Below are 25,153 nucleotides of genomic sequence, written 5' to 3'. Positions count from 1 at the left end.
ACCGGTCTGTATGTCGCTGGCCGTTCGCTGTGACGCGACCAAACGTGACCGTAAACACATAACGGATATCCGTTTTGTCTATTACTTCCTCTTTACCAAAGCGAGACCGTTCGAACACCCGGGGGGTGCAGTGCAACGATGTCGCTACTGATGAGGGATCTGTCGAAACGGAAAGGTTTGCGAATGACTGCGTTCACCGCGGCGAGCCGCGCATTGGGTTCCGTCACCGGTCAGGACACCCTGCTCACCCCAGGCCAAGTCGCTGCCATGTTCCATGTCGATCCGAAGACCGTGACCCGGTGGGCTCACGCGGGTCGGCTCGGCTCCCTTCGGACTCCGGGCGGTCACCGCCGGTTCCGGGAGTCGGAAGTTCTGCAACTCCTGCGGTCCCTCACCACCGAGGCCCGCGTGTAGCACCGATTTTCACGGATTACCGCCCGCTTCACGTGCCGCGGGTACGCGCTCGGATTACCCTCGAAGTCAGGAGGTGAGCGACGTGGCGTACCTGTTGGCACTCATCGCGGTAGTGACCGTCGCGATGCTGTGCTGGAAGGCCTTCGGACCCCAGCGATCGGCCGGCACCGGCCCAGCACCAGCTCGGCGCAACCGCATTATCGGTCCCGAAGACGATCCGGATTTCCTCGCCAGGCTCTCCCGGGAGCATCGCGACGGCGAATCCACCTGATTCACCGAAGTTCCGCCAATGAAGTAGCCATAGCGATATATGTGACCGTCCCCCGTGGAACCGCTTCGGCGCAGCCCACGGGGGATCGTCGTTTTTTCCGGGCCTGGTCCGCGCCCGACACGCGCATACTGGGGCAAGTCCGGTTCCACAGCGGGGCCCATCCGGAGGTGCCTGATGGAGCGTGAACAGAACCTGTCGCAGGACGCCCGGCGCAAAGCCGGGGACGAACGAGCCGCCGCACGGCGAGCCGAGCGGCACGGGCAACTATCGGACATGCACCTGATCCGTGAGGAATCGGGCGCGGACTACGAGCCGCTGACCCGGGGTCAGGTGCGTATGACCGACGTCGAACTAGGCGAGTACGAGCCCGGCTGAGCAAACCCTCAGTGGCTGAGGGCGTCCTCCTCCGCCTTGCGGCGCAGGTTCTCGGCGACCTCGGCCTCCCAGGCCTCGTTCGCCTTGGTGGTGTCGACCTCGAACTCGAAGCGCTGCACCGACTTCGGGTCGATATCGGCGACGTCCACATAGAACTGGTCGTACCAGCGGCGCAACTGGTAGACCGGGCCGTCCTCCTCGGTCAGCAGCGGGTTCTCGATCTTGGACTTGTGCTTCCAGATCTCGACATCCTGCAGGAAGCCGTCGCCGATGCCCTTGGTCATCTTCTTGGCGATCTTGTCGGCCTGGGCGTCGTCCACACCCTGCGGCTTGCGCACCGACATGCCGTACTGCAGCACGAAGGCGTCCTGCGAGATCGGGTAGTGGCAGTTGATCAGCACGGTCTCGAGCTCGAAGCCGCTGTAGTTGTTGATCAGCGGATTGACCATGTACGACGGGCCGAAGTACGAGGCCACCGACTTCAGGGTGGAGTCGCCGCCGTACTGGGTGGCCATGCCCTTGTCCGGGCGGGCCGTGGAGTCCAGGTACTGGGTCGCGACATGGCCCTCGAAGACGTTCTTGAAGTACGTCGGGTACGCGTAGTGGATGTAGAAGAAGTGGGCCATGTCGACCACGTTGTCGATGATCTCGCGGCAGTTGGAGCCCTCGATGATCATGGACTCCCAGGTCCAGTCGGTCCAGCCGTCGCCGATCGTCTCCAGGCCGTTGCCCTCGGCGTCGGTGAACGGACCCTCGATGTAGGGGATCGTCACCTCGTCGGTGGGCGGGTTGCCCTCGTGGTCGTGCCACACGAACAGCTGTCCGTTGCGCTCCAAGGTGATCCACGAGCGCGTGCGGGCCAGCGGGGGCACGCGGCGGGCATACGGGATGCCGGTGCACTTGCCGTTGCCGCCCCAGCGCCAGTCGTGGAACGGGCAGGCGATGGAGTCGCCCTTGACCTCACCCATGCTCAGATCGCCGCCGAGGTGGCGGCAGTACGAGTCGAGCACGTGCAGTTCGTTCTTGCTGTCGGCGAAGATCACCAGCTTGGTCCCGAAGGCCGAAACCTGATGCGGCTTACCGTCGCGGAACGTGCCGGCCAGTCCGAGGCAGTGCCATCCTCGCGCGTACCGCGAGGGCGCCTCGCCCACGTCGATCTCGCGCACCTTGCGAACCCGGCCCTCCGGCGTCACTGCCATGTCGAGCTCCCCTTCACTGAAAACTAGAACGTGTTCTAATCACTGTCGCTTAATACCGTACAGCGCAACAGCACTCAGGGGTAGTGCCAGCACGAAGAAGGCCCCGGCGCGGATGCGCCGGGGCCTTCGAGAACAGCTGGATCAGTTCAGTCCGGCATACGAGTGCAGGCCGCTGACCACGATATTGATGATGAAGAGGTTGAAGAGCATCGCGACGAAACCGGCGATATTGATCCAGGCGGCCTTGGTGTCACGCCAGCCGGAGGTGGCACGGGCGTGCAGATAGGCGGCGTAGAGGACCCAGGCGATGAAGGAGCAGGTCTCCTTCGGGTCCCAGCCCCAGAAGCGGCCCCAGGCGGCCTCGGCCCAGATCGCGCCCAGGATGACGCCGGAGCCGAAGATGGGGAAGCCGATGATGGTGGTGCGGTAGGCCAGGCGGTCCAGAAGCTGAGCGTCGGGGAGGCGGCGGGCCAGCTGGCCCCAGATGTTGTCGGCCTCCGCGCCCGCGGGCTGCCAGATGCGGAACAGGAACAGCAGGCTCGCGATACCCGAGACCAGGAAGACGCCCGAACCGATCGAGATCACGGTGACGTGGATCGGGAGCCAGTAGGACTTCAGGGCGGGGACGACGGGGGCCGCGTCCACGTGCAGCTTGGTGCCCGCCAGGAACAGCAGGATCAGGACCGGGGTCAGCAGGAAGGACCACATGCCGCGGTAGCGCTGATCGTTCAGCAGGACCAGGCCGAGCAGGACCGCGGCGGCACAGGCCATCGAGATGAACTCGAACATATTGCCCAGCGGGAAACGGTGGGTCGCGAAGCCGCGCAGGACGATCGAGGCCACGTGCACGCCGAAGCCGACGAACAGGACCGCGAAGCCCATATTGCCGAGACGCTCCGAGAAGGGGCGGCCGGCCCCGCGGGACTCCACCTTGCCGGGCACGTTCGGCGCGGGCGGCTCGGCGACCGGCTCGGAACCGCCACCGGCGGTGACCAATTCGCGGGTGGTGGTCGGCACCGTACGGGTGAGGGCGAACTGCCAGACCAGCATGATCCAGACCAGCGCGTAGATCACGATGGCCGATTTGAATCCGAGATCGCTGTAGGAGGCGAGATTCTCGTCGATCGGCATTACTTCTCTCCCGTCAGCAGCCGCTCACGCAGGCGGTCGAACTCGCCGCCCCAACCGGCCTGGTCGGTGCGGGCCAAACCACCCATTTCTACTACGGTACGTCGTACACCGTCGGACTCCTCGCCGGGGTACACCCGCAACCAGATGCGACGGCGCTTCACCAGCAGCGACACCAGCAAGCCCGCCATCATGGTCAACGCCGACACCAGCACCCACTGCTGCGCCGGATCGTGCGAGACCTGCAGGTTCACGAACTCTTCCGCGCCGTCGAAGGTCACCTTGGTGCCGTCGGCCAGGGTCGCGGTCTCCCCCGGCTTCAGGTTCACCCGCTGTTCCTTCACCAGGCGGCCCTGCTTGATCATCTCCGGATCCAGTGCGAACAGCGACTGCGCGCGGCCGGTGTCCAGGCCCGTGTCGCCCTTGTAGATGTCGATGGCCACCGCGGGATCGGTCATCGCCGGATACCGGGAGGTGAGCAACTGGCCGTGCATGAGCGCGGTCGGCGCGAACAGGCCCTGGATCGCCACCTGATGCTTGCGGCGCTCCTCCTCGCTCGGATACATGCCGCCCGGCGGATCGACGCGCAGCACCCCCGAGGACAGGAAGGTGGAGGCATCGTCCGGCTTCCACTGGATGGCCTCGGTGCGGGTCTGCCCGTTCGGGAAGGTCACCGTGAACTTGGGCGCGAAACCGTGGCCCTGCAGGTACACCCGGTCCCCGGCGACGCGCAGCGGATGGTTCACCTGGATGGTGGTGTCGTTCCACGTCCCGGAAGCCAGGTCGGCGCCGGTCTGGTACTGGATGTTCGAGGTGAACATGGCCGCCTGACCGTTCTTCAGGTAGTCGGCCTTGAAGTCCTTGACCCGCACGCACATCGGGGTCAGCCCGGTGCCGTCGTTGACATTGCCCGCACGGAACGAGTCGAACACCGCGGGCGAGGTGGTGCAGAAGCCGGGGCCGTCATTGGCGAGCACCACGACATTGCCCTCGTAGCCGAACAGCTTGCCGATCGCGATCGCCGCCAGCAGGCCCACCAGCGCGAGGTGGAAGACCAGGTTGCCCAGCTCGCGGATATAGCCCTTCTCCGCGGACAGGGTCAGCTCCCCGTCTCGATCGCCCGGCTGCACCACCGTGCGCCAGCCGCGCATCTGGCCGCGGGCCCGGTCCAGCACCTGCTCCGGAGTCTCCGCATCGGTGCCGGACCAGTGGTGCGGCAGGCGGGACAGGTTGCGCGGGGCCTTGGTCAGCGGCGCGCGCAAGGCCCGGTAGTGGTCCACGCAGCGCGGCAGGATGCAGCCCACCAGCGATACGAACAGCAGCACGTAGACGGCCGTGAACCAGAAGCTGGAGAACACGTCGAACAGCTGCAGCCGGTCCATCCACGGACCCAGGGTCGCGCGATTGCGGATGTAGTCGTCGACCTTGCCCGCGTTGAGGCTGCGCTGCGGCAGCAGCGCGCCCGGAATGGCGGCCAGGGCCAGCAGGAACAGCAGCATGAGCGCGGTGCGCATGCTGGTCAGACCGCGCCAGGTGTTGCGGAGCAGACCGAGGACGCGGCGCAGCGGCGACTGACGCGGCGGACGGGTGGGGGCGCTGGGGGTTTCGATGGTGGCAGTCATGTCAGATCGGCAGGGTCACATTCGAGACGAAGGCGTCGCGGACCCAGGAGACGAACACGTCCCACGATCCGGTCACCAGGGCGATGCCGACAGCCACCAACAGCAGCCCGCCGGTCACCTGGATGGTGCGGGAATTGCGGCGCAGCCAGCCGACGGCCCGCAGCGCGGTCGCCGAACCGAAGGCCAGGATGATGAACGGCAGCCCGAGGCCGAGGCAGTAGGCCACGATCAGCGCCACGCCGCGCACGGCGGTGGTGCCCTCGGTGCCCGCCGACACCGCCATCACACCCGACAGCGTCGGGCCCAGGCACGGGGTCCAGCCGAGCGCGAACACCGCGCCCAGCAGCGGGGCCCCGACGAGGCCGGTGAAGCGGCGCGGCTCCATACGGGTGTCGCGCTGCAGCATCGGGATCAGGCCGATGAAGGCCAGACCCATCACGATGGTCACCACGCCGCCGACCCGTTGCAGCAGTTCACGATTGAGGGTCAGCGCCTGCATGGTGCCGAACACGGTGGTGGCGGCCAGCACGAACACGACGGTGAAGCCCGCCACGAACAGCGCCGCCGCGCCCGCCACCCGCAGGCGCGCCGAATTACGGCCCGCCACCGCGGTTTTCGCGCTCCGCGCCGACTCCACCGTCACCGGCGGCGCCTCCGCGCCGACCACGCCCGCCAGATACGACAGATAGCCGGGAACCAGAGGCACCACGCACGGCGAGGCGAACGACACCAGGCCCGCCAGCAGGCATGCGCCCAGCGCGAGCAGCAGCGGTCCGGAGGCGGCGGTCTGCTGGAACGAATCCCCCACGCTCGCCAGGTAGGTCACGTGATTCACTGCTCGGCCGCCAGTCGATCCACCACCGGCCGCAGGTCCTCGGCCAGCAGACTGCGCAGGAACACCGCCGCCACCCGATGCTGCTTGTCCAGCACGATGGTGGTGGGGATGACGCTGGTCGGGAACTTGCCGCCGAGCGCGAGCAGGCTGCGCATGGCCGGGTCGTAGATGGAGGGGTAACCGACCTTGTTGTCGGTCACGAAATCCTGGGCCTTGTCCTTCTGGTTGTCGCGCACGTTGATGCCCAGGAAGGCGACGCCACTGTCCTTGGTCGCCTCGTAAACCTGTTCCAGCGCACCGACTTCCGCACGGCACGGGCCACACCACTGGCCCCAGATGTTGAGCACCACGACCTTGCCGGGGAAATCGTCCACCGACGTGGTCTTGCCGTCGCGCATCAGATCCGGGCCGGACAGCTTGCCGATGGTGCCGCGCGCGGACGGTGGATCGTAGAAGATCTCCGTCTTGCCGCCCGGCGAGACGAAATCGAAGGTGCCGCCCTGGGCCACCGCGTCCTTGCCCGCCGTCGTGCACCCGGCGAGCAGGGCCACCACGGTCAACCCCGCCAGCAGGCCCGCCACCCGCCGCAGCGGGTGACGGACGAACGCGGACCGGGACGCGATGGCGCGGCTCATGCCCCGGTCACCGTGGGATCGGAAGCGCCGGCGGGCTCCGAGTAGACGATGTCGATCAACGTATCGCCCTGGTAGACCAGGGAAGTCAGCGACGCCAGCGAGCACTGCCGGTTCCGCGGGTCGTGCCACAGGCGCTGCCCCTGCAGGAAGCGGCGCAGCGTCCACACCGGCAGCTGATGCGACACCAGCACGGCCTCACGACCGGCGGCCTCCACCCGCGCCTTGTTCACCGCGGCCAGCATGCGGTGCGCGATCTGCAGATACGGCTCACCCCAGGACGGGGTGAACGGGTCGCGCAGCTTCCACCAGTGGCGGGGCTTGCGCAGCGCGCCGTCGCTCGCCGAGACCCGCAGGCCCTCGAAGGTGTTGCCCGCCTCGATCAGATTGTCGTCGGTGCGGATGATCAGGCCGTGGCCCTTGGCGATCGGATCCGCGGTCTCCTGCGCGCGCTGCAGCGGCGAGGCCACCACCAGCGCGATGTCGTGATCGGACAGCGAACGCGCCACGGCCTGGGCCTGCGCGCGGCCGGTCACCGACAGCTGGAAACCGGGCAGGCGGCCGTAGAGGACACCGTTCGGATTGTGGACCTCGCCGTGGCGCATGACGTGGACGATCGTCTCCACGTCGCTGGCCACGTCACCGGGGAGGATCAGGCCGCCGCCGGTGCCGGAGGCCGGGGCGGGTACCTCGGTGTCGGCGACGGCGAAGTCGGCTTCCTCGACGACGGACTCGTCGGTCTGAGGATCGACCTCGACGACGATCTCGGACGAGAACGCGGCGGACACCGGTTCCACGGCCTCGGCGGGGGCGGATGCCACGGCCTCGACAGCGGCGGGCTCCACGGCCTCGGCGGACGCGGGCTCCACGACCTGCGTGATCGCGGGCTCGACGACCTCGGCGGTCACCGGTGCCACCGCCTCGGCGGACGCGGGGTCCACCGGCTCGGCGGTCGCCTCGGCCCGGGCGGGGGCAGCGGCGAACTGCTCGGCGGCGGCGACCGCGGCCTCGAAGACCGGCTCGGGGTCGTCGGCCACGACCACGCCGGAATCGTCGGATTCCGTTGCGGCGGGCCGGGGTTCGGCCACCGGGGTGCTCACGTCGCCCGCAGGGGCGACAGCGATGTTCTCACCGGTCTCGGCGAGTTCGTCCTCGGCTTGGCGGATGGAGTCCAGGAGGCGGGTGGCCTCTTCGGCGGAGAGAGGAGCCTCGTGCTGGGCGGGGGCGGGTACGCCCGAGTCGGGGTGGACGGAGCTCACGCGGCGGATCCTTCGGGAGTGGCGGCCGCCGCGGCGCGCGCGGCGGCGGGGAGGGCGGCGGCGATGCGGTCGAACGCGTCCTCGTCGAGAGCGGCCGAGACGAACCAGGCTTCGAAGGCGCTCGGGGGCGCGTACACACCGGCATCCAGCAGCGCGTGGAAGAAGGCTGGGAAACGCCAGGTCTCGGCGGCCTTGGCGGCGGCGTAGTCGGTGACCGGGTTCTCGGCGAAGAACACGCTCACCATATTGCCTGCGAATTGCACCCGGTGCGCGACGCCTTCGGCGGTCAGCGCCTCGGTGAGCAGCCCGCCCAGGCGCTCGGAGTTCTTGTTCAGGGTGGCGTACACCGACTCGTCGGCGGTGCGCAGCGTGGCCAGGCCCGCGGCCACCGCGACCGGGTTCCCGGACAGGGTGCCCGCCTGGTAGACCGGGCCGAGCGGGGCCAGGTGATTCATGATGTCGGCGCGCCCGCCGAACGCGGCGGCGGGCAGGCCGCCGCTCATCACCTTGCCGAAGGTGTACAGATCGCCGGCCACGCCGTCGATGCCGAACCAACCCGAGTGGCTGACCCGGAAACCGGTCATGACCTCGTCCATGATCAGCAGCGCGCCGTGCTCGGTGGTGAGCCGGCGCAGGCCCTCGTTGAAACCGGGGACCGGCGCGACCGCGCCCATATTGCCCGCGGCGGCCTCGGTGATGACGCACGCGATCTCGCCCGGGTGGGCGGCGAAGGCGGCGGCCACGGCCTCGAGGTCGTTGTAGGGCAGCACCAGGGTGTCGGCGGCCTGGGCGCCGGTGACGCCGGGCGAGGTGGGCAGGCCCAGGGTGGCGACGCCGGAGCCGGCGTCGGCCAGCAGCGCGTCCACGTGCCCGTGGTAGCAGCCGCTGAACTTCACGATCTTGGTGCGGCCGGTGAAGCCGCGGGCCAGCCGGACCGCGCTCATGGTGGCCTCGGTGCCCGAGTTCACCAGGCGGACCCGGTCGACCGGAGCGACCCGGGCCGCGATGGCCTCGGCGAGTTCGATTTCGGCCTCGGTCGGCGCGCCGAAGGACAGACCGCCGGTGGCGGCCCGCTGCACGGCCTCGACGACCGCCGGGTGCGCGTGCCCGAGGATCATCGGACCCCACGAGCACACCAGGTCCACGTAGTCGTTGCCGTCGGCGTCGGTCAGCGTGCACCCGCGCGCGGAGGCGATGAACCGCGGCGTGCCGCCCACGGAATTGAACGCCCGCACCGGCGAATTCACGCCGCCGGGAATGACCGCCGCGGCGCGTTCGAAAAGGTGGGCTGAGACCGGGACCGACGCCTGGCTCACACGCGGAGAAGAACTCACGGCACCCAGTCTCTCAGCCGCCCCCGCCCCCGTCGACGACAGGGTGTAGTCGAGTGGCTCTTCCCACAGCCAACCCGACATCTTCGCACCCCGGATCGAAGCGCGCATCCCGAAGGCCGACGGCTGAGATCATGGGAGCCGGCGAGCGGGTCCTCGATGACGCGGATCCGAGCAACACGCCGAAATGAGATTCGGACAACGTAATTCGCTACTAGATAGCTGATGCGTAAGGTCTCGACGTAGGAAACGGCTTCGGAGAGAGGGCGGGACGTATGCGGGTCGTTCGGTTCGGGGTAGGGATCATCGCGGTGGCGGCCGGTCTGGCCGCCGCGCCCGGGGTGGCGCAGGCCGGGGTGCCGCTGGTGCAGATCGACCAGGGGCGGGTGGGGGTGGCGCTGTCGCATCAAGAGACGGTCGCCATCGCCGATGGGCCCTTACCCGCGGTGGTCAGCATGTTCGTGCCGATGAGCCGGATGGGCGCGGGCCTGGAGCCCGACACCACCATCTACAAGGACGACAAGGGCGGCGTACACGCCTCCCTGCGTCAGGTGATGATGGAGGCCGCCGATCATCCCGACGGCACGGTGACCCTGTTCGTGAACCTGCCCGGCACCAAGGGCGGTCGCGTGCTGGATGTTTACCAGAACTGGAACTGAGGCGGAGACGGCGGCGCGGTCTGCGGTCGCGCCGCCGCACCCCCCGCTACAAGAGCGGAATCCCCAGGCAGAACGCCGCCCATCCGGTGGACAGCAGGCAGTTCAGCTGGGGCGGTAGTAGGTCTTGCCAGGACGTCGCCAGCAACGGTGACCGGTAATCCGGGACGGTATCGACCGGGGCCGCGGCGGCCGGAGCCACGACCACAGCGCCGACGAGCCCCGCGGCCAGCACCGCGGGGGCGATGCGTTTCACGAGTTCTGTGCGCTTCATGCCGATGATTCTCCGCGCCGGTCCGAGGCCGACCGAGGCGAAACCCGACTTCGCACCCTTCAATACGGTGTGTCGGACCAGGCTCGCCGAGCGCGAACCGCCCGCGCGGCCCCGTCGATCAGCGACAGTCCGGCCATGATCACCAGCGCCGCGGACCCCGCCAGCCACGGCCCGACATAGCGGGTCGCACCGAACGACGGCGCCTCCCCCTGCGCCTTGAACACCGTGGTCTGCACGCCGTGCCGCCAGCACCACACCGCCGCGACGGCCAGCACCGGCACCAGCACGATCTCGGCCGCTATCGTCAGCCACCGCATCACAGCGCCTCCCGAGGCTCGTCGTCGGTCCCGCGCGGATGGCCCAGGGCCTCGGTCAGCGCCGCGCGCAGCGTGACATGGTCACGCGCCCACGCCTGCACCAGACGACCGTCGGTCAGCTTCAGGCCGATTCCCTTGCGCCGCCGCGGTACTCCGGTCAGCTCGCCCAGCGCCCGCGCGGACTGCCAGTCCTCATAATCCCAGGACTCCTCGTCGTCTTCGGGCAGCACCTCGGCGATGTCGCGCAACGGCACCACCTCGGTGCCCTCGCGCAGCTGCTCCGGGGTCAGCTCGACACTGATGTGCCGCTTGCCCGCGACCACCTGCAACCAGACGAACCCGGCCAGCAGCACCGCGCAGAAGACGAGCCCGAACCAGTGGATGTCGCCGCCGCGGATCAGCTCGATGCCCAGGATGATCGCGCACAGCGCGGGTCCGTAGGCGATGGTCCGCCAGCGCGCGCCGGGTTCGGAGAACAGCACGGCCCCGGGGGCGTTGATGGCCTCACTCATAGGTCGAGCGTAAAGATCGCGGAACGACTCAGTGGGCCAGGCCCGGAATCAGGAGTACGGCGAGGGTCAGCAGACCGAAGAGGAACAACAAGCTCAGCACCGCGACATCACGCCGCAGGCTGTGCGGCTGCTGGATCACCACTCGCATCGTTGCCTCCGCCTTCCCGGCGCCGCACGCCCGGGCTCAACGCCCGGGGACCGGCTTCCGGTTCCCGAAATACCTGTGACTGCCCTCACCATAACGCGTATATGACTCGCGAAACAAACTCGGCGGTAACCTAGCGCGGTCCGGGCCGGAAGTAGGCTTCGGATTCACCGCGGTAGCAGAGGAATACGGCCCCGCCCGCGAGCACCGCCTGGACGATGCCCGCGCCGCCCGCGACCAGCGCGGCCACACCGCTCTCCTTGGCGCCGACACCGAACAGCGTCCCCGCCGCGCCGAGCACCAGGAAGATGCCGAAACCGGTGAGAACCGCACGGGCCCAGTTCTTTCCGCGCCCCAGCTGCCACACCACCGCCACCCCGGCTCCGGACAACACCAGCCAGAACACCGCGACCAGCACGAACACGACGGCGGCCCAGACCTCCACCTGCGCCAGGGTGATCGCCGGTTGCTGCTCCTTCACCTGGTCGAACATCTGCTGCGCCAATTCGTTCCGCTGCCCGAACTGCGCGATCAGCGAGGCGATCAACTGCACCAGCCCGACCCCGAGCGCGGCGTACCAGAGCTGACAGGCGGTGCCGACGTCCTCGGGCGCCGGACGCGCCGGATCGTTCGGCGGGACCATGGGATTCACGATCAGAGCTACTCGTTCCGGTTCAGGCCAGCCAGTGCGCGGCCTCGGTGGCCCAGTAGGTGAGCACCATGTCCGCGCCCGCCCGCCGGATCCCGAGCAGCGATTCCAGGATCGCGCCCCTGCGGTCGATCCAGCCGCGCTCGGCCGCCGCGGTGATCATCGCGTACTCACCGGAGATCTGATAGGCCGCCACCGGCACCGTGGACCGGTCCGAGACCTCGCGCAGGATGTCCAGATACGACATGGCGGGCTTCACCATGACGATGTCCGCGCCCTCGAGCAGATCCAGTTCCAGCTCGCGGATCGCCTCCCGGCGGTTGGCCGGATCCTGCTGGTAGGTGCGCCGATCGCCCTGCAGTGTGGAGCCGACGGCCTCCCGGAACGGGCCGTAGAACGCGGAGGCGTACTTGGCCGCGTAGGCGAGGATGGCGGTGTCGGTGTATCCGGCGGCGTCCAGGCCCGCGCGGATCGCGCCCACCTGACCGTCCATCATGCCGCTGGTGCCGAGCAGGTCGGCGCCGGTCGCGGCCTGCGCCAGCGCCATCTCGACGTAGCGGGTGAGGGTGGCGTCGTTGTCGACCGCGCCGTGCTCGTCGAGCACACCGCAGTGACCGTGGTCGGTGAACTCGTCCAGGCAGGTGTCGGCCATGACGACCGTGGAGTCGCCGACCTCGGACACCAGCGCGGACAGGCCGCGGTTCAGGATCCCGTCCGGGTCGCTGGCCCCGCTCCCCTGGGCGTCCTTGTCCTCGGGCTTCGGCACGCCGAAGAGCATGAGCCCGCCCACGCCCGCGGCCACGGCTTCGGCGGCCGCCTTGCGCAGCGAGTCCATCGAATGCTGGAAAACGCCTGGCATGGAGGAGATCTCACGCGGTTCGCCGATACCGTCGGCGACGAACATGGGCAGAATCAGATGCCGCGGCTCCAGGCTGGTCTCGGCGACGAGCCGACGCATGGCGGGAGTGCGGCGCAACCGCCGAGGGCGGTCCATTCCGGTCATGCTCGCATGATATGCCCGGCTCGTGACCGGGGTGCGCGCGCCTCCGGCGCCGGGCCCGGCCGGCATCGGAAGTCGTTGTGAGCAGCCGTTTTTGTCGGTGGGCCCGAGTAGAATCGAAGATGTGTTCGAAGGGATCGCGCCGCGTTCGAAGGCGCGATCCCGGATCGCGACGGGAGGATTGGCCGTGCTCGCAGCCGTTACCAGCATGTCCGGCAAGGTGAACCGGGGCGCCGGGGTTCCGAAGAAGGGGGAGGTCATCGATCACGCGTGGCGGCCGCTGGCCAAGCAGCCGCTGCCGGCGGGGCGGCCGCGCACGTGGTACGTCTCGCACAATCGGCGATTGAAGGCCATGCGGCTGGCCATCGCGCTCCTGGATTCCGGGTCCTTCGGGCCCGACCAGGCCACCAACGAAAAGATCAGGGAGACAGCCGAAGTCATCGGCGTGCATCAGCCCTCGGACGCGACCTGCCGCATGGTCCGCCGCCTGATGGCGGCCCAGCGCTGACCGCCACGCGGCTCCGCTGAGCGGCGGACGCTCGCCGACGTCCCCACGACCGGACGTCGGTGAGCCTCCGCCGCACCCGCGGGCGCTAGGAGTTCAGGCAGCCGGTCTGGGTCGATCCCGGCGTGCCGGGATTACTCGAACCGCTGGTCAAGCACTTCAACAGGGTCTGCAGCACGGTCGCGGCGGGAATGCCGGACGAGCTGACCCCCGGCGCGTCGGCGACCGGCGCCGCCACGCCCGGGGCCTCGGCGAGAGCCGCCGCCGGGGACAGGCCCGCACCCAGCGAGATTCCACACATCGCGATCAGACCGACTGCTACACGCTTCATGAATGTTCACCTCTCGAAGATCGAATACCGAATGCAGCGTAGGCATTTCGCTTCCGGATGAAACGACGACATTTCCTTGGGCATCCACCCGGGGCGGATACGACACCGGCCCCGCGTCGCCGGGACGCGGGGCCGGGTAGCCGGATGTCGTGCCGAAGCTAGCGGCTGCGGCGGCTCTTCTTGCGCGGCGGGGGCAGCAGGCCCTCGGCGCGCAGGTGGGCGGCGTGCTCGGCGAGCGCCTCGACGAGCGGGCCGACCTGGGCCACCTCGGGCTGCACGTCCACGCGCAGGCCGAATTCGATGGCCGTCTCGGCGGTCTTGGGTCCGATGCAGGCCACGATGGTGCGGGCGTGCGGCTTGCCGGCGATGCCGACCAGGTTGCGGACCGTGGAGGACGAGGTGAACAGGACCGCGTCGAAACCGCCGGTCTTGATCATCTCGCGGGTCTCCGCGGGCGGCGGGGACGCGCGCACGGTGCGGTAGGCGGTGACGTCGTCGATCTCCCAGCCGCGGTCGCGCAGGCCCTCGGCGAGGGTCTCGGTGGCGATGTCCGCGCGCGGCAGCAGCACCCGGTTGACCGGGTCGAAAACGTCGTCGTAGGGCGGGAAGTCGGCCAGCAGGCCCTCGGAGGACTGCTCACCGGACGGCACCAGTTCGGGGTTGATGCCGAAGGAGCGGACCTTCTCCGCGGTGGCCTCGCCGACGCAGGCGATCTTCACGCCGCTGAAAGCGCGGGCGTCCAGGCCGAATTCGCCGAACTTCTCCCACACCGCGCGCACCGCGTTGGTGGAGGTGAAGACGACCCACTGGTAGCGGCCGTCGACCAGGCCCTTGACCGCGCGCTCCATCTGGGCGGGGCTGCGCGGCGGCTCGACCGCGATGGTCGGGACCTCCATGGGGATGGCGCCGTGGTTGACGAGCTTCTCGCTCATCTCGCCGGCCTGCTCCTTGGTGCGCGGCACCAGCACGGTCCAGCCGTACAGAGCGCGGGACTCCCACCAGGAGGTCTTGGCGCGCTTGTCCACTTCCTTGCCGACCGTGACCACGAGCGGGCCGACCAGTTCGGAGGCGGCGTTGTTCAGGGTCGCCAGGGTGGCGTCGATGGTGCGCTGCTGGCGGGTGGTGCCACGCACGGTCACCGCGACCGGGGTCTGCGGCGCCAGGCCGTGTTCCACCAGCGCCGACGCGGTCTCGGCCAGGTGGCCGGAGGTGGCGTGCAGCACCAGCGGGCCGGGCGCGGCCGCGACGGCCGCCCAGTCCACCTCGCCGCGGACGTCCACCACGGTGTGGCTGGAGCCGAGTTCGATACCCGCGTAGGCGGGCACGGTGGTGCCGGCCGAGAGACCCGGCAGCACCTCGAAGCTCAGATGCGAGCGGGTGACGGCGTTGATCTCCTGGATGACCGAGTCGGTGGTCATCGGGTCGCCGGAGACCAGGCGCACCACGTCGGAGCCGCCGCGGGCCTCCGCGATCAGGGTCTTGGCCACCTCGGCGGCATCGCCCAGGGCGGGGCGCACGTCCACCGGACGGGTCCCGTCGGCGCTCTCCTCGACCGCGATGCCGATCAGGGCGAGCACGCCCTTGTCGACGTCGGGGTCGGTGAAGGCCAGCGTCGCCCGGCCGAGCACCTCGCGGGCCCGCACGGTCAACAGCGCCGGGTCACCGGGCCCTGACCCCACGAAAAGGATCCGACCGGGATTCTTCTTCGTCACTCGGCTCATCGGCTGTTCTCCATTGGGCTGGGATTGCTGTCGTCGGTGAGCTCAGCGGATTCCTCTGTGACGCTGAGCAGTTCGCGCGCCCCCAGCTCCAAGAGCTCGCGCGCCAGTGCCCGCCCCAGGTCCGCGGCATCCGCGACCGGTCCGACCACTGAAGCCCGGATCACATCCGAGCCGTCGATCGCCGCCGCGCAGGCGCGCAGCGACAACTCCTCCACCACCCGGCCGTCGTCGTCGAGTGATTCGACGACCTCGGCCAGCGCACCGATCGGCGCGGTACAACCGGCCTCCAAGTCGGCCAGCAACGCCCGCTCCGCGGTGATCGCGGCACGGGTGCCGGGATCGTCGAGGGCGGACAGGATGGTCACGAGTTCGGTGTCCTCGCTGCGGCATTCGACGGCCAGCGCACCCTGCGACGGGGCGGGCAGCATCTGCACCGGTTCGAGCGATTCGGTGACGACGTCCAGGCGGTCGATGCGGGCCAGCCCGGCCCGCGCCACCACCACGGCATCCAGTTCACCGGAGGAGACCTTGCCGATGCGGGTGTCGAGATTGCCGCGCAGCGGCACGATCTCGATGCCCAGGCCCAGCGCCTTCAGCTGTGCGGCGCGCCGCGGCGCGGAGGTGCCGACCTTCGCACCCGCGGGCAGCTCGCCCAGCACCAGGCCGTCGCGCGCCACCAGGGCGTCGCGCGGATCCTGCCGGGGCGGGATGGCGGCGATGTCGAAGCGCGGATCCTGCGCGGTCGGCAGATCCTTGTACGAGTGGACGGCGATGTCGACCGTGCCCGCGGCCAATTCCTCGCGCAGCGCGGCGGTGAACACGCCCACGCCGATCTTCTGCACGGGATCGGTGGCGTTCTGGTCGCCGGCGGTCTTCACGATGACCAGCTCGGCCTGCTGGCCGTTGGCGATCAGGGCGTCACGCACGTGCCCGGCCTGGGTGAGGGCCAGCAGACTGCCGCGGGTGCCGATGCGCCACGGGGCGTCGACCGTTCCGCGAGCGGTTATGTCGTTCTCGTGCACCATTGCTCCGGTCATGCGATGTGCCCCTGTTCGTCCCCCGGGTGGGCGGCGGTGAAATCATCGGCCAGTTCGCCCTGCAGGGCGGAGATCTCCATCGGCGCGGCAACCGCTTGCGCCGCACCGGGTTTGAGTTCGAACAGCTCGCGCAGCGCCTCGGCGTAGCTGTCCCCGCCGGGCGTGGAGGCCAGCTGCTTGACCCGCACCGTCGGCGCGTGCAGCAGTTTGTCGACCACCCGTCGCACGGTACGGGCCACCTCGTCGCGTTCGGTGGATTCGAGTCCCGGTAGTCGGGAGTCCAGGCGCAGTAGCTCGGCCTCGACCACGTCGGCGGCCATCTGGCGCAGCGCGGCCACGGTCGGGGTGACCTCGGCCATGCGCTGTCCGGCAAGGTATTTGGAGAGTTCGTCGGCGACGATGGTGCGCGCGGCGGCGGTGTCGTCGGCGGCCGCGCCGGCCGACGGGTCGCGCTGCAGCGTCTCGATGTCGATGACGGTGACCCCGGGCAGTCCGGCGACCGCGTGGTCCACGTCGCGGGGCAGGCCCAGGTCGCAGATGACCAGTTCCTCGGCGCCCGGCTTGGCCGACAGCGCCCGGTGCACGTCCGCGAGGGTGACCACGGTGCCCACCGCGCCGGTACAGGTGATCACCACGTCGGCGGCGGCCATGGCCTCGGCCAGCCGGTCCATCTCGACGGCCTCGGCCTCGACGCCGTGCATGGTGGTGGCCGTGTTGGCCAGCCGCTGCGCCTTCTCCAGGGTCCGGTTCACCACGATGACCTTCGCGGCCCCGCCGCGCGCCAGCTGCGCCACCGCGAGCCCGCCCATCGCGCCGGCGCCCAGCACCAGCGCGGTGCGCCCGGCCAGCGGGCCCTGCACGGCGGCCGCGCGATCCAGCGCCACCGACACCACCGACGCGCCCGCGCGGTCGATGCCGGTCTCGGAGTGCACCCGCTTGCCGACCCGCAGCGCGTGCTGGGCCAGCTCGTGCAGGGTGCGCCCGGCGGCCTGCTGGGCGTCGGCCGCGGCGTAGGCGGCCCGGATCTGGCTGAGGATCTGCTGCTCGCCGACCACCATGGAATCCAGGCCAGAGGACACCGCGAACAGGTGCTCGGCCGCGGCCTCCGCGTAGCGCACGTAGGCGTGCTTGGTGAGTTCGGGCAGCGGCAGGCCGGAATGCTTGGTGAGCAGTTCGCCGATCTCGCCGAGCGCGGGGTGGAAGGCGTCGACGACCGCGTAGACCTCGATGCGGTTGCAGGTGGAGACGATCATCGCCTCGGACACGTGCGTGGAGGCCAGCATCTTGTCGGTCAGCTTGGGCCGGTCGGTCTCGGTGATGGCGATCTTCTCGAGCACCGCCACCGGTGCGCTGCGATGCGAGATGCCGACGAGAAGCACGCTCATGGCTGGACCACCGCTCCCTTGCTGGTTGTGTCCGCGGTCTGGATGGTCGTCACCCGGCGGATCGGGGTGGACACCGCGCTCGCGTCGGCGACCACCGTCGCCGTACCCGCCGCGGCCGCGCTCATCGCGTCCTCGGCGGCCGATTCCGCGTTGCGGGCCCGCTCGAACGACAACAGCTGCATCTCCACCGCGAGATCCACCCGTCGCACCTCGACGGTGGCCGGGGCCTCCAGGGCCAGGGCCGAGAAGCTCAGCACGCACTGCAGACCGGCCTCGACCAGCAGATCGCACACGCCCTGCGCGGCGGCGTCGGGCACGGTGAGGACGGCGATGGTGGGTTCCAGCGTGGCCACGGCGCCGGTCAGCTCGGCCACGTCGCGGACGACGAGTCCGCCGACGGTGGTCCCGATGACCGCGGGATCGTTGTCGAACAGCCCGACCATGGCGAAACCGCGGCGGCGGAAACCGCCGTAGCCGACCAGCGCGCGGCCCAGGTGACCGGCTCCGACCAGCACCACCCGGTGTCCCTCGGACAGGCCGAGCACATCCTCGATGCGGTCGCGCAGCTTGATCACGTCGTAGCCGACACCACGCACGCCGTTGGGTCCGAGGAAGGAGAGATCCTTGCGCAACTTGGCCGAACCGACACCCGCCGCGACAGCCAGTTCCTCACTCGATACGATGGCTACAGCGTCGTCGGCGAGTACGGCGAGCACCCGGAGGTAGGTGGCCAGCCGGGCCACCGTGGCCTGCGGGATGTCCTTCTGCAGAGCCTTGGAGACGCCAGTCGGCGGCGTCTCTTGCTGCTCTGTCACGTCGCTTGCGCTCCTCGTCCGGCCGGGGGTGAGTGTCCGGGTTCTTTTGTCGACCCGACGCCGGGAGACCGTCGCGGTCCTTACAGGCGAGGTCGAGTCAGGTTCAGGGGGTCGCTTCCGCTGCCCGAGAAGGCGGGTCGCGTGCCACCACCGTAACCGCTTGTGAAGCCCTGCACAAAGTCGGTGAATTCAGTCACTTTGCGGCGGGCTCCGGCCCCGGGTTCATTCAACCCTCATCAGCGCGAACCCGCTACGCAACACACCGGAGGGGACGGACGGAGGGGGACCCGCGCGGAAAGCCCGGAAAATCCCCTATCACGCCCGGTTTCGCGAGGTAGGTCCGGTTATTTCGCGAGGTCGGCGCGCAGCCGCGGCTCGTCCACATCGAAATAGCTGTGCTCGCGGCCGTCCAGCAGCACCACCGGGAGCCGGTCCCCGTATTCGGCGCGCAGACCCGGATCGGTGGCGGCCGCCACATCCACGTCCACCGTGGTCACCTCGACGCCGAACTCGGCGCAGATCGGGCGCAATTGTTCGAGTGCGGTGTGGCACAGCCCGCAACCGTCCCGGGTCAACAGCGTCACAGCATGTGGCGAATCGCTCATGGCCACCATCTAACAACTTCCCGATATGTCGTTCACCGTCTACGTTGCGGCCACTCCCGGGCGTTACTGTTGAGTTGTTCGCGCTAACAGGCGGAGGTACTGGTGCCGGAACGTTCGGAAGAGCAGGGAACGGGCTTCATCGCGGGACGATTCGGTGAATTCCCGGCGCGCTGGGGTCAGGGACTGGCTGACCTGCAGGATCAGTTCACCCGCATCACCCGCAGCCCCTTCGGGCCCACCGAGGAAGAGGTCCGCGCCAACCTGGCCGGCGAGGCCAGCGCCGACGCCGCGATCGCCCTCCACGACGCCGAGCTGGCGCTGCGCGACCTCGGCGACACGCCGACGCCCACGATCGCCCGCGACCTGACCGCCGCGGCCTTCTTCGACGTCGACAACACCATGGTGCAGGGCGCGTCGATCGTGCATTTCGCCCGCGGGCTGGCCTCGCGCAAATACTTCAAGACCTCCGACCTGGTCGACATGGCCTGGAAGCAGGTCAAATTCCGGGTCACCGGCAAGGAGAGCCACTCGGACATGGCGTCCGGCAAGGAGAAGGCGCTGTCCTTCATCGCGGGCCGCCCGACCGCCGAACTCGCCGCGCTCGGCGAGGAGATCTACGACGAGATCATCGCCGACAAGATCTGGCCCGGCACCCGGGCGCTGGCCCAGATGCACCTGGACGCGGGCCAGCAGGTCTGGCTGGTCACCGCCACGCCGGTGGAGCTCGCGCAGGTCATCGCCAAGCGGCTGGGCCTGACCGGGGCGCTGGGCACGGTCGCCGAGAGCGAGGACGGCGTGTTCACCGGCCGCCTGGTCGGCGACATCCTGCACGGGCTCGGCAAGGCGCACGCGGTGCGCACCCTCGCCATTCGCGAGGGCCTGAACCTCAAGCGCTGCACCGCCTACTCCGACAGCCACAACGACGTGCCGATGCTCTCGCTGGTCGGCACCGCGGTGGCCATCAACCCCGACGCGGATCTGCGCGAGGTCGCCAAGAATCGCGGCTGGGAAGTGCGCGACTTCCGCACCGGGCGCAAAGCCGCGAAAGTCGGTGTGCCCACGGCCCTCGCGCTCGGCGCGGCGGGCGGCGCGGCCGCGGCCGTGCTCTCCCGGAAACGCGAAGCCAAGGCCAGCTAGCCTCCCCCGCCTCCCCGCGACATCAGCGCACGGCTGAGAGCCGTTGGCGTTACGAACGCGGGCCGGCGGCCGAGTTCCGAACCAATTTTGGGCGTACCCGGCGAGTTACCCCGACCGTCACCAAATCAGTTGTCTCCATGGCATTCGGATCGGGGCGAGTCGCCGGGTCGCACGAACTGTTCAGCCGGTGAACGGATTCCGGCGCTTGATCAGATTCTTGTACAGCGAGCCCTGAATGGTTTCGCGGACCTGATCGGTGATTTCGAACATCGTCATCGGATCATCGGCGTCCGCGGGCTCGTATCCGGCGGTGGAAATCGGCTCGCCGAATTGGATGTACCACTTCGACGGGAACGGAATCGCGCCGAGCGGACCCAGATGCGGAAACAGCGGCGTCACAGGGAAATACGGAATACCGAGCAGCCGCGCCAAAGGCTTGATATCGGCCAGCTTCGGATAGATCTCCTCCGAACCCACGATCGAGCACGGAATGATCGGCACCCCGGTGCGCACCGCCGCCGACACGAAACCGCCACGGCCGAAACGCTGCAACTTGTAGCGGTCCGAATACGGCTTGCCGACGCCCTTGTAGCCCTCGGGGAAAACACCCGCGACTTCACCCGCGCGCAAAAGCCTTTCGGCGTCCGCGGGGCAGGCCAGGGTGTGCCCCGCCTTGCGGGCCAGCCCGCCCAGCAGCGGCGTCTCGAAGATCAGGTCGGCGGCCAGCAGTCGCAGCGCACGCTGCTTGGGGTGCCGATCGTGCACGGCCAGCTGCAGCATCAGCCCGTCCAGCGGCACCGTGCCCGCGTGGTTGGCCACGATCAGCGCGCCGCCGACCTCGGGAATGTTCTCGATACCCGACACCTCGACCCGGAACCATAGGTCCGACAGCGGCCGCAGCATCGGCAGGATCACCGATTCCAGCAGGTGCTCGTCCAGGCCGAACTCGTCGACCTGGTAGTCGCCGGTGAGGCGGCGGCGGGCGAAGTCGGCCGTGTAGCGGACCCCGTCGGCCACGGTTCCCCGGATCATCTCCCCCAGCGACTTGGGCTGACGCGCTTCGACCTCGGCGAGCCGATCGGTCAGCGAGGTCACCGGGGTGAGCGCCGGTTCCCCCGCCGGCCACACCCGCGACGGGCGACTGTGCCGCGCCTCGAAGTCCACGTCGTGAAGTCGAATCACCTTCGCTACATCACTCATTGGTGCGCTCCCGTCCCGGCCCCGAGCAGGCCGAGAAGTTTGTTCTCTGCGGCGTCGATCCACGCGGGATCGATCACGGGCCGCAACGCTGCGCCCCCTATGAAGTCGTCGAAAGCCTGCACCGTGGTCCAGCGCGGACCGAAGCCCAGTTCGGTCCGCATCCGGGTGGTGTCCAGACCACAACCGAAATGGAAGTAGTCGATCTGCTCGGCGGTGAACTCCCGCATCACCGGGCCCATCACGGTGCGCCCGACACTGCGGAAGACCGAGTACGGGACCGGGAGCTCGACCCGCCCGGCCCGCCGGATCGCCTGCGACAGCGCCATCGCGCCGTCCCCAGCCACATTGTAGGTGCCCCCCGGGGCCGTCATGGCCCCGTGCACCAGGGCGGCGATGCCGTCCTCCTCGTGCAGCAGCTGCATACGCGGATCCCGTCCCAGAATGGTCGGCGTGATCGGCGAGCGGAAATACTGCACACCCCGTTTGGCCAGCTGCGGGCCCACGATCGGCGGGAACCGCAGGATGGCCGCCGAGATGTCGGGCCGCCGCCGGGCCAGCCCGCGCACGAAACCCTCCACCTCGATCATGTCCCGCGCGAACCAGCCGCGCGGCGGCGTGCGGGCGCTCATCTCCTCGGTGAACTTCACCGGGTCCTTGGCGCTGCATCCGTAGACGGCGGAGGAGGAACGCACCACCACCCGCCGCACGCTGGAAGCCTTGCGGCACACGGCGAACAGCTGCATGGCGCCGAGGACGTTCATGTCCTTCATCGCGGCCCGGCCGCCACCCGAGGGCGGGCGCGAGAGCGCGGCGGGATGCACCACCGTATCGACCTGATTGCCGTCGATAACCTTGCGGATCAACGGATTACGAATATCGGCGCGCACGAATTCGGCGCGGCCCATACGGCGCAGCAGCTCGCGGCTGGGCTGTTTGGCGTCCACGGCGATGATGCGTTCGACGGCCGGGTCGGCCGCCAACCGGGCCACCACATTGCCGCCGAAGAACCGGCTCGCGCCGGTCACCATCACCACCTTGGGCGGTTGCCCGTCCCGAGTCCCTGCCACTCCGGATCCCACCTAGCCCCCATGCCTTGAATTGTCATCGGGCGTTTTTCCCGCTCCCAGGGTAACCGGCGAGTAGGGGGCATTCGAAGGGTATTAACCAGGATCTAACGATGAGTTCGCTCACCCGTGAAGAACGAAAGCCCGCCACCGACGGTGACGGGCTTCCAGCTACGACGCAGCGGCTTACTTGCCGAGTTTTCTGCGCTGCACGCGCGTGCGGCGAAGCAGCTTGCGGTGCTTCTTCTTCGACATGCGCTTGCGGCGCTTCTTGATCACAGAACCCATAGGGTTGTTCCTCGCGTTCTCTCGGGTCATCCCCGCTTCCGCGGGGTGCACACTGTCTGACCCTGCACAGTCCCTACCCGATACGGGCCGAGATGGACCCGGCGGCACCACCGGCACGTACAGGATGCCGGTTCATGCTACCGGGCCACTCTCGGGCGAACGAAACGGGTGGGGCCGATCGGTTATCGGGCCGTACTACCCCGCATCGAAGTAGGACGTCTCCAGATAGTCGTGCACCGCCTTGGCGTGCACCCGGAAGGAACGCCCCACCCGCACCGCGGGCAGCTCTCCCGAATGCACCAACCGGTACACCGTCATTTTGGAAACCCGCATCAGATTCGCGACCTCGGCAACGGTGAGGAACTGCGTTCCCCCTCCGATGACGGATCCCGCGGTGATTGGGCTGTTTCCGGACCTCGCTTGGCTGTTTCCAGACATCATTGCGCCACTGACCTCCGGCACGTCCGCGCCGCCGGCTTCCCCACCGGCGGAACAGACACGCACGTGCTCCTTGAAGCTTAGCGGGACCAGTGGGATTGCTGCGACGGGTGTGAGAAATCAGCCTTTGCTGTGGCGAGTCGGCCTACGGCAGCAAACTAGCAACCGAGCAGTATTGGAAAGTGGGGAGCACACTCACCCACTGTCAACGTTAGTCCGCGATCGCACCGAGTTCGGCGGAACGGCGTTTTGCGGCGTGCAACGCATCGTGGAAAGCCGATCGCACCGCACCCCGCTCCAACTCCCGCAGGCCCGCCGCGGTGGTCCCCGCGGGCGATGTGACGGCCGCGCGCAATTCCACGGCAGACTGACCCGACTCCTCCAGCAGCGCGGCCGAACCGAGCAGCGTCTGCGTCACCAACTGGGTGGCCACGTCGCGGGTCAGGCCCAGGCCCACCGCGCCGTCGATCATCGCCTCGACGATCAGGAAGAAGTACGCCGGACCCGAACCGGACACCGCGGTGACAGCGTCCATCTGCGCCTCGGAGACGGTCACCGCCTTGCCCACCGACTCCAGCATCTCGGTGACCAGACCCAGCTGCTCCTTGCGGGCGTAGCGGCCGGGGGCGATGGCGCTCATGCCCTGGCCGACCAGCATCGGGGTGTTCGACATGACCCGCACGACCGGGAAGCCGGCGGGCAGCTTGGATTCCATGCGCGCGGTGGTCACCCCGGCCGCCAGCGACACCAGCACCTGATCGTGGTCGGCCGCGCCGAGCTCGGCCTTGCCCAGCTCGATCAGGACCGCGTCGACATCGTTGGGCTTCACCGCGATCACGATGAGGTCGGCCGACTTGCCGGCATCGGCGATGTCGTCGGTGGCGCGGATCCCGAACCGGTCCGCCAGCGCCTCGGCGCGCGCCCGCACCGGCTCGACCACCACCAGATCCTTGTTCGCCTGCCCGGACTCGAGCAGGCCCGCGATCAGCGCCTCCCCGATCCGACCCCCACCGATTACCGCAATCCTCGTCATAGCTCTCAAGGCTAGCGGGGCAGGCGATTACCTCGGCTGGGGGATCAAGGCCAGCTGGCGGCTCTGGGCCACGATCGCGCCCGTGGAGTCGATGACGAGTTGGTCCTCGTCGAACATGCGGTTGCCGACCTCGCGGGCCTTCGCGATGACGCGCAGCCAGCCCGGGGCCGGGCGGCGGCGCAGGTAGGTGGTGAGCTGGACCGTGGGGGCCCAGCCGAAGTGACCGAGGTTCATCGGGACCGGCGGGCTCATGTCGGCGGACATGAGGGCGAAGAAGGCGGACACGTCCGGGTCCTGCTCGTCGCCCGCGAAGGGGCGGATCCACAGGCGCAGACGGGGTTCGGACTTCTCGCCCGCGAGGAAGCGGGCCCAGGTCGGATCGAGGGCGACCGAGGAGCCCCGGGCCACGTGCACGATCTTGCCCATGGGGTTGCGGTCGTCGTAGAAGAGCGCGTCGGCGGGCGGTTCCGCGGGCATGTCGCCGACGTGGTCGGCGGCGTACTGCGGATCCCCGTCGTCAAGGTGGCTGAACGTGAGGGCGGTGTGCACGAGGGTGCGGCCGTCCTGGATCAGGCTCGCGTCGACGAGGGCGATCTGGCGGCCCAGCTTGCGGGTGCGGACCTCGTACTCGACCGCGCCGGGGACCGGCGCGCCGAGGAAGTCGGTGCTGGCCGAGATGGGGAACATGGCGGCCTGCTCGGGGGCCGTACGGCGCAGCCATTCGGTGGCCGCGGCGGCGCTGCCCGCGACCATGGTGCCGCCGTGCAGTTTGTCGCCGATGGTCCAGGTGGGCTCGATGGATCCCGCGAAGCGCCCGGCGCCGGGGGTGGTCGCGTCGAGTTCGGTCAGCGTGCAGACGCGACTGAACGGCGCGTCGGCCAATTCGCTCGTCGACGTCGGGTCGACGGTCAGCTCCGTGGTCATCCGCTGTCCTTTCGCTGGATTTTGTACAGCGTAAACGGACCCGGTGAAAAT

Annotated in this window: 30 protein-coding genes; 6 read left to right on the top strand and 24 right to left on the bottom strand. The window is 69.0% G+C overall.

The genetic code is table 11. The features are described 5' to 3' along the window. Positions 1 to 183 precede the first annotated feature (183 nt). The 3 genes from ABZ382_RS20525 to ABZ382_RS20515 all read left to right on the top strand — a co-directional run bounded on the left by ABZ382_RS20525 (position 184) and on the right by ABZ382_RS20515 (position 1,060). The gene (locus tag ABZ382_RS20525; RefSeq protein WP_213559159.1) at positions 184 to 414 is read left to right on the top strand and encodes a BldC family transcriptional regulator; all 231 of its coding nucleotides are present in this window, start codon (positions 184 to 186) and stop codon (positions 412 to 414) included. An 82-nt stretch (positions 415 to 496) separates the two neighbouring features. Further along, the gene (locus tag ABZ382_RS20520; protein WP_357090998.1) at positions 497 to 685 is read left to right on the top strand and encodes a hypothetical protein; all 189 of its coding nucleotides are present in this window, start codon (positions 497 to 499) and stop codon (positions 683 to 685) included. Between the two features lie 174 nt (positions 686 to 859). Then, entirely contained in the window at positions 860 to 1,060 is a 201-nt protein-coding gene (locus ABZ382_RS20515) for a hypothetical protein (RefSeq protein ID WP_357090996.1), read from the top strand. An 8-nt stretch (positions 1,061 to 1,068) separates the two neighbouring features. On the opposite strand, the gene ABZ382_RS20510 is transcribed toward ABZ382_RS20515, so the two are convergent. From ABZ382_RS20510 to hemL, 7 genes are all read right to left on the bottom strand, one after another. Beyond that, complete coding sequence (locus ABZ382_RS20510) at positions 1,069 to 2,259, bottom strand: Rieske 2Fe-2S domain-containing protein (RefSeq protein ID WP_357090994.1); 1,191 nt, start codon at positions 2,257 to 2,259, stop codon at positions 1,069 to 1,071. Positions 2,260 to 2,400: 141 nt separating this feature from the next. Next, on the bottom strand, positions 2,401 to 3,390 hold the full coding sequence (gene ccsB / locus ABZ382_RS20505) for a c-type cytochrome biogenesis protein CcsB (RefSeq protein ID WP_357090992.1): 990 nt from the start codon (positions 3,388 to 3,390) through the stop codon (positions 2,401 to 2,403). Further along, the gene (locus ABZ382_RS20500; protein ID WP_357090990.1) at positions 3,390 to 5,009 is read right to left on the bottom strand and encodes a cytochrome c biogenesis protein ResB; all 1,620 of its coding nucleotides are present in this window, start codon (positions 5,007 to 5,009) and stop codon (positions 3,390 to 3,392) included. Before ABZ382_RS20500 ends, ccsB begins: the two co-directional genes overlap by 1 nt. A gap of 1 nt (position 5,010) precedes the next feature. Beyond that, positions 5,011 to 5,835 carry a cytochrome c biogenesis CcdA family protein gene (locus tag ABZ382_RS20495; RefSeq protein ID WP_357090988.1) on the bottom strand — a complete coding sequence of 275 codons (825 nt, stop codon included), beginning with the start codon at positions 5,833 to 5,835 and terminating at the stop codon, positions 5,011 to 5,013. A 5-nt stretch (positions 5,836 to 5,840) separates the two neighbouring features. Then, the gene (locus tag ABZ382_RS20490) at positions 5,841 to 6,479 is read right to left on the bottom strand and encodes a TlpA disulfide reductase family protein (RefSeq protein ID WP_357090986.1); all 639 of its coding nucleotides are present in this window, start codon (positions 6,477 to 6,479) and stop codon (positions 5,841 to 5,843) included. Next, a complete protein-coding gene (locus ABZ382_RS20485; RefSeq protein ID WP_357091356.1) occupies positions 6,476 to 7,081 on the bottom strand; it encodes a histidine phosphatase family protein in 606 nt (201 codons plus the stop codon). The genes ABZ382_RS20490 and ABZ382_RS20485 overlap by 4 nt, the downstream gene beginning before the upstream one ends. A 650-nt stretch (positions 7,082 to 7,731) precedes the next feature. Continuing rightward, positions 7,732 to 9,069, bottom strand: a complete 1,338-nt coding sequence (hemL, locus tag ABZ382_RS20480; protein ID WP_357090985.1) for a glutamate-1-semialdehyde 2,1-aminomutase — start codon at positions 9,067 to 9,069, stop codon at positions 7,732 to 7,734. A 272-nt stretch (positions 9,070 to 9,341) separates the two neighbouring features. Here hemL and ABZ382_RS20475 point away from each other — a divergent pair, with 272 nt between their 5' ends. After that, entirely contained in the window at positions 9,342 to 9,725 is a 384-nt protein-coding gene (locus tag ABZ382_RS20475) for a hypothetical protein (protein WP_357090983.1), read from the top strand. Between the two features lie 46 nt (positions 9,726 to 9,771). On the opposite strand, the gene ABZ382_RS20470 is transcribed toward ABZ382_RS20475, so the two are convergent. From ABZ382_RS20470 to hemB, 5 genes are all read right to left on the bottom strand, one after another. After that, positions 9,772 to 9,996, bottom strand: a complete 225-nt coding sequence (locus tag ABZ382_RS20470; RefSeq protein WP_357090981.1) for a hypothetical protein — start codon at positions 9,994 to 9,996, stop codon at positions 9,772 to 9,774. A 59-nt stretch (positions 9,997 to 10,055) separates the two neighbouring features. Continuing rightward, a complete protein-coding gene (locus ABZ382_RS20465) occupies positions 10,056 to 10,313 on the bottom strand; it encodes a hypothetical protein (RefSeq protein WP_357090980.1) in 258 nt (85 codons plus the stop codon). Further along, entirely contained in the window at positions 10,313 to 10,825 is a 513-nt protein-coding gene (locus tag ABZ382_RS20460; RefSeq protein WP_357090978.1) for a hypothetical protein, read from the bottom strand. The genes ABZ382_RS20465 and ABZ382_RS20460 overlap by 1 nt, the downstream gene beginning before the upstream one ends. Positions 10,826 to 11,103: 278 nt before the next feature. Next, positions 11,104 to 11,613 (bottom strand): hypothetical protein, encoded by a 510-nt coding sequence (locus ABZ382_RS20455; protein ID WP_357091354.1) that lies wholly within the window; start codon positions 11,611 to 11,613, stop codon positions 11,104 to 11,106. A gap of 31 nt (positions 11,614 to 11,644) precedes the next feature. Continuing rightward, positions 11,645 to 12,622 (bottom strand): porphobilinogen synthase, encoded by a 978-nt coding sequence (hemB, locus tag ABZ382_RS20450; protein ID WP_357090976.1) that lies wholly within the window; start codon positions 12,620 to 12,622, stop codon positions 11,645 to 11,647. 184 nt (positions 12,623 to 12,806) lie between these two features. Between hemB and ABZ382_RS20445 the strand changes: the two genes are divergently transcribed. Then, positions 12,807 to 13,127 carry a hypothetical protein gene (locus ABZ382_RS20445; RefSeq protein ID WP_357090974.1) on the top strand — a complete coding sequence of 107 codons (321 nt, stop codon included), beginning with the start codon at positions 12,807 to 12,809 and terminating at the stop codon, positions 13,125 to 13,127. Positions 13,128 to 13,212: 85 nt separating this feature from the next. Here ABZ382_RS20445 and ABZ382_RS20440 read toward each other — a convergent pair whose 3' ends face one another. The 6 genes from ABZ382_RS20440 to ABZ382_RS20415 form a co-directional block, all read right to left on the bottom strand. After that, complete coding sequence (locus ABZ382_RS20440) at positions 13,213 to 13,455, bottom strand: hypothetical protein (protein ID WP_357090972.1); 243 nt, start codon at positions 13,453 to 13,455, stop codon at positions 13,213 to 13,215. Positions 13,456 to 13,613: 158 nt separating this feature from the next. Next, complete coding sequence (locus tag ABZ382_RS20435) at positions 13,614 to 15,176, bottom strand: bifunctional uroporphyrinogen-III C-methyltransferase/uroporphyrinogen-III synthase (RefSeq protein WP_357090970.1); 1,563 nt, start codon at positions 15,174 to 15,176, stop codon at positions 13,614 to 13,616. Beyond that, positions 15,173 to 16,201: a hydroxymethylbilane synthase gene (hemC, locus tag ABZ382_RS20430; RefSeq protein ID WP_357091352.1), complete on the bottom strand. Its 1,029-nt coding sequence runs from the start codon at positions 16,199 to 16,201 to the stop codon at positions 15,173 to 15,175. The genes ABZ382_RS20435 and hemC overlap by 4 nt, the downstream gene beginning before the upstream one ends. Positions 16,202 to 16,209: 8 nt before the next feature. Next, on the bottom strand, positions 16,210 to 17,598 hold the full coding sequence (locus tag ABZ382_RS20425; RefSeq protein WP_357090968.1) for a glutamyl-tRNA reductase: 1,389 nt from the start codon (positions 17,596 to 17,598) through the stop codon (positions 16,210 to 16,212). Beyond that, positions 17,595 to 18,413 (bottom strand): redox-sensing transcriptional repressor Rex, encoded by an 819-nt coding sequence (locus ABZ382_RS20420; RefSeq protein WP_357090966.1) that lies wholly within the window; start codon positions 18,411 to 18,413, stop codon positions 17,595 to 17,597. The genes ABZ382_RS20425 and ABZ382_RS20420 overlap by 4 nt, the downstream gene beginning before the upstream one ends. Positions 18,414 to 18,757: 344 nt before the next feature. Next, entirely contained in the window at positions 18,758 to 19,018 is a 261-nt protein-coding gene (locus ABZ382_RS20415) for a glutaredoxin family protein (protein ID WP_357090964.1), read from the bottom strand. A 183-nt stretch (positions 19,019 to 19,201) separates the two neighbouring features. Here ABZ382_RS20415 and ABZ382_RS20410 point away from each other — a divergent pair, with 183 nt between their 5' ends. After that, a complete protein-coding gene (locus ABZ382_RS20410) occupies positions 19,202 to 20,155 on the top strand; it encodes an HAD-IB family hydrolase (protein WP_357091350.1) in 954 nt (317 codons plus the stop codon). Positions 20,156 to 20,335: 180 nt separating this feature from the next. Here ABZ382_RS20410 and ABZ382_RS20405 read toward each other — a convergent pair whose 3' ends face one another. The 6 genes from ABZ382_RS20405 to ABZ382_RS20380 form a co-directional block, all read right to left on the bottom strand. After that, positions 20,336 to 21,355 carry a lysophospholipid acyltransferase family protein gene (locus tag ABZ382_RS20405; protein WP_357090963.1) on the bottom strand — a complete coding sequence of 340 codons (1,020 nt, stop codon included), beginning with the start codon at positions 21,353 to 21,355 and terminating at the stop codon, positions 20,336 to 20,338. Further along, positions 21,352 to 22,383: an NAD-dependent epimerase/dehydratase family protein gene (locus ABZ382_RS20400; RefSeq protein ID WP_357091348.1), complete on the bottom strand. Its 1,032-nt coding sequence runs from the start codon at positions 22,381 to 22,383 to the stop codon at positions 21,352 to 21,354. The genes ABZ382_RS20405 and ABZ382_RS20400 overlap by 4 nt, the downstream gene beginning before the upstream one ends. A gap of 222 nt (positions 22,384 to 22,605) precedes the next feature. Further along, positions 22,606 to 22,707, bottom strand: a complete 102-nt coding sequence (locus ABZ382_RS20395; protein WP_003402602.1) for an AURKAIP1/COX24 domain-containing protein — start codon at positions 22,705 to 22,707, stop codon at positions 22,606 to 22,608. Between the two features lie 195 nt (positions 22,708 to 22,902). Next, positions 22,903 to 23,148, bottom strand: a complete 246-nt coding sequence (locus tag ABZ382_RS20390; RefSeq protein WP_154790969.1) for a helix-turn-helix domain-containing protein — start codon at positions 23,146 to 23,148, stop codon at positions 22,903 to 22,905. Positions 23,149 to 23,356: 208 nt separating this feature from the next. Then, a complete protein-coding gene (proC, locus tag ABZ382_RS20385; RefSeq protein ID WP_357090961.1) occupies positions 23,357 to 24,178 on the bottom strand; it encodes a pyrroline-5-carboxylate reductase in 822 nt (273 codons plus the stop codon). 27 nt (positions 24,179 to 24,205) lie between these two features. Beyond that, positions 24,206 to 25,102: a thioesterase family protein gene (locus ABZ382_RS20380; protein ID WP_357090959.1), complete on the bottom strand. Its 897-nt coding sequence runs from the start codon at positions 25,100 to 25,102 to the stop codon at positions 24,206 to 24,208. Positions 25,103 to 25,153 lie beyond the last annotated feature (51 nt).

This window comes from Nocardia sp. NPDC005825 (assembly GCF_040630175.1).
In the GTDB taxonomy this organism is placed as follows: Bacteria; Actinomycetota; Actinomycetes; order Mycobacteriales; family Mycobacteriaceae; genus Nocardia.
This window is presented reverse-complemented; position numbering and strand designations above follow the sequence as displayed.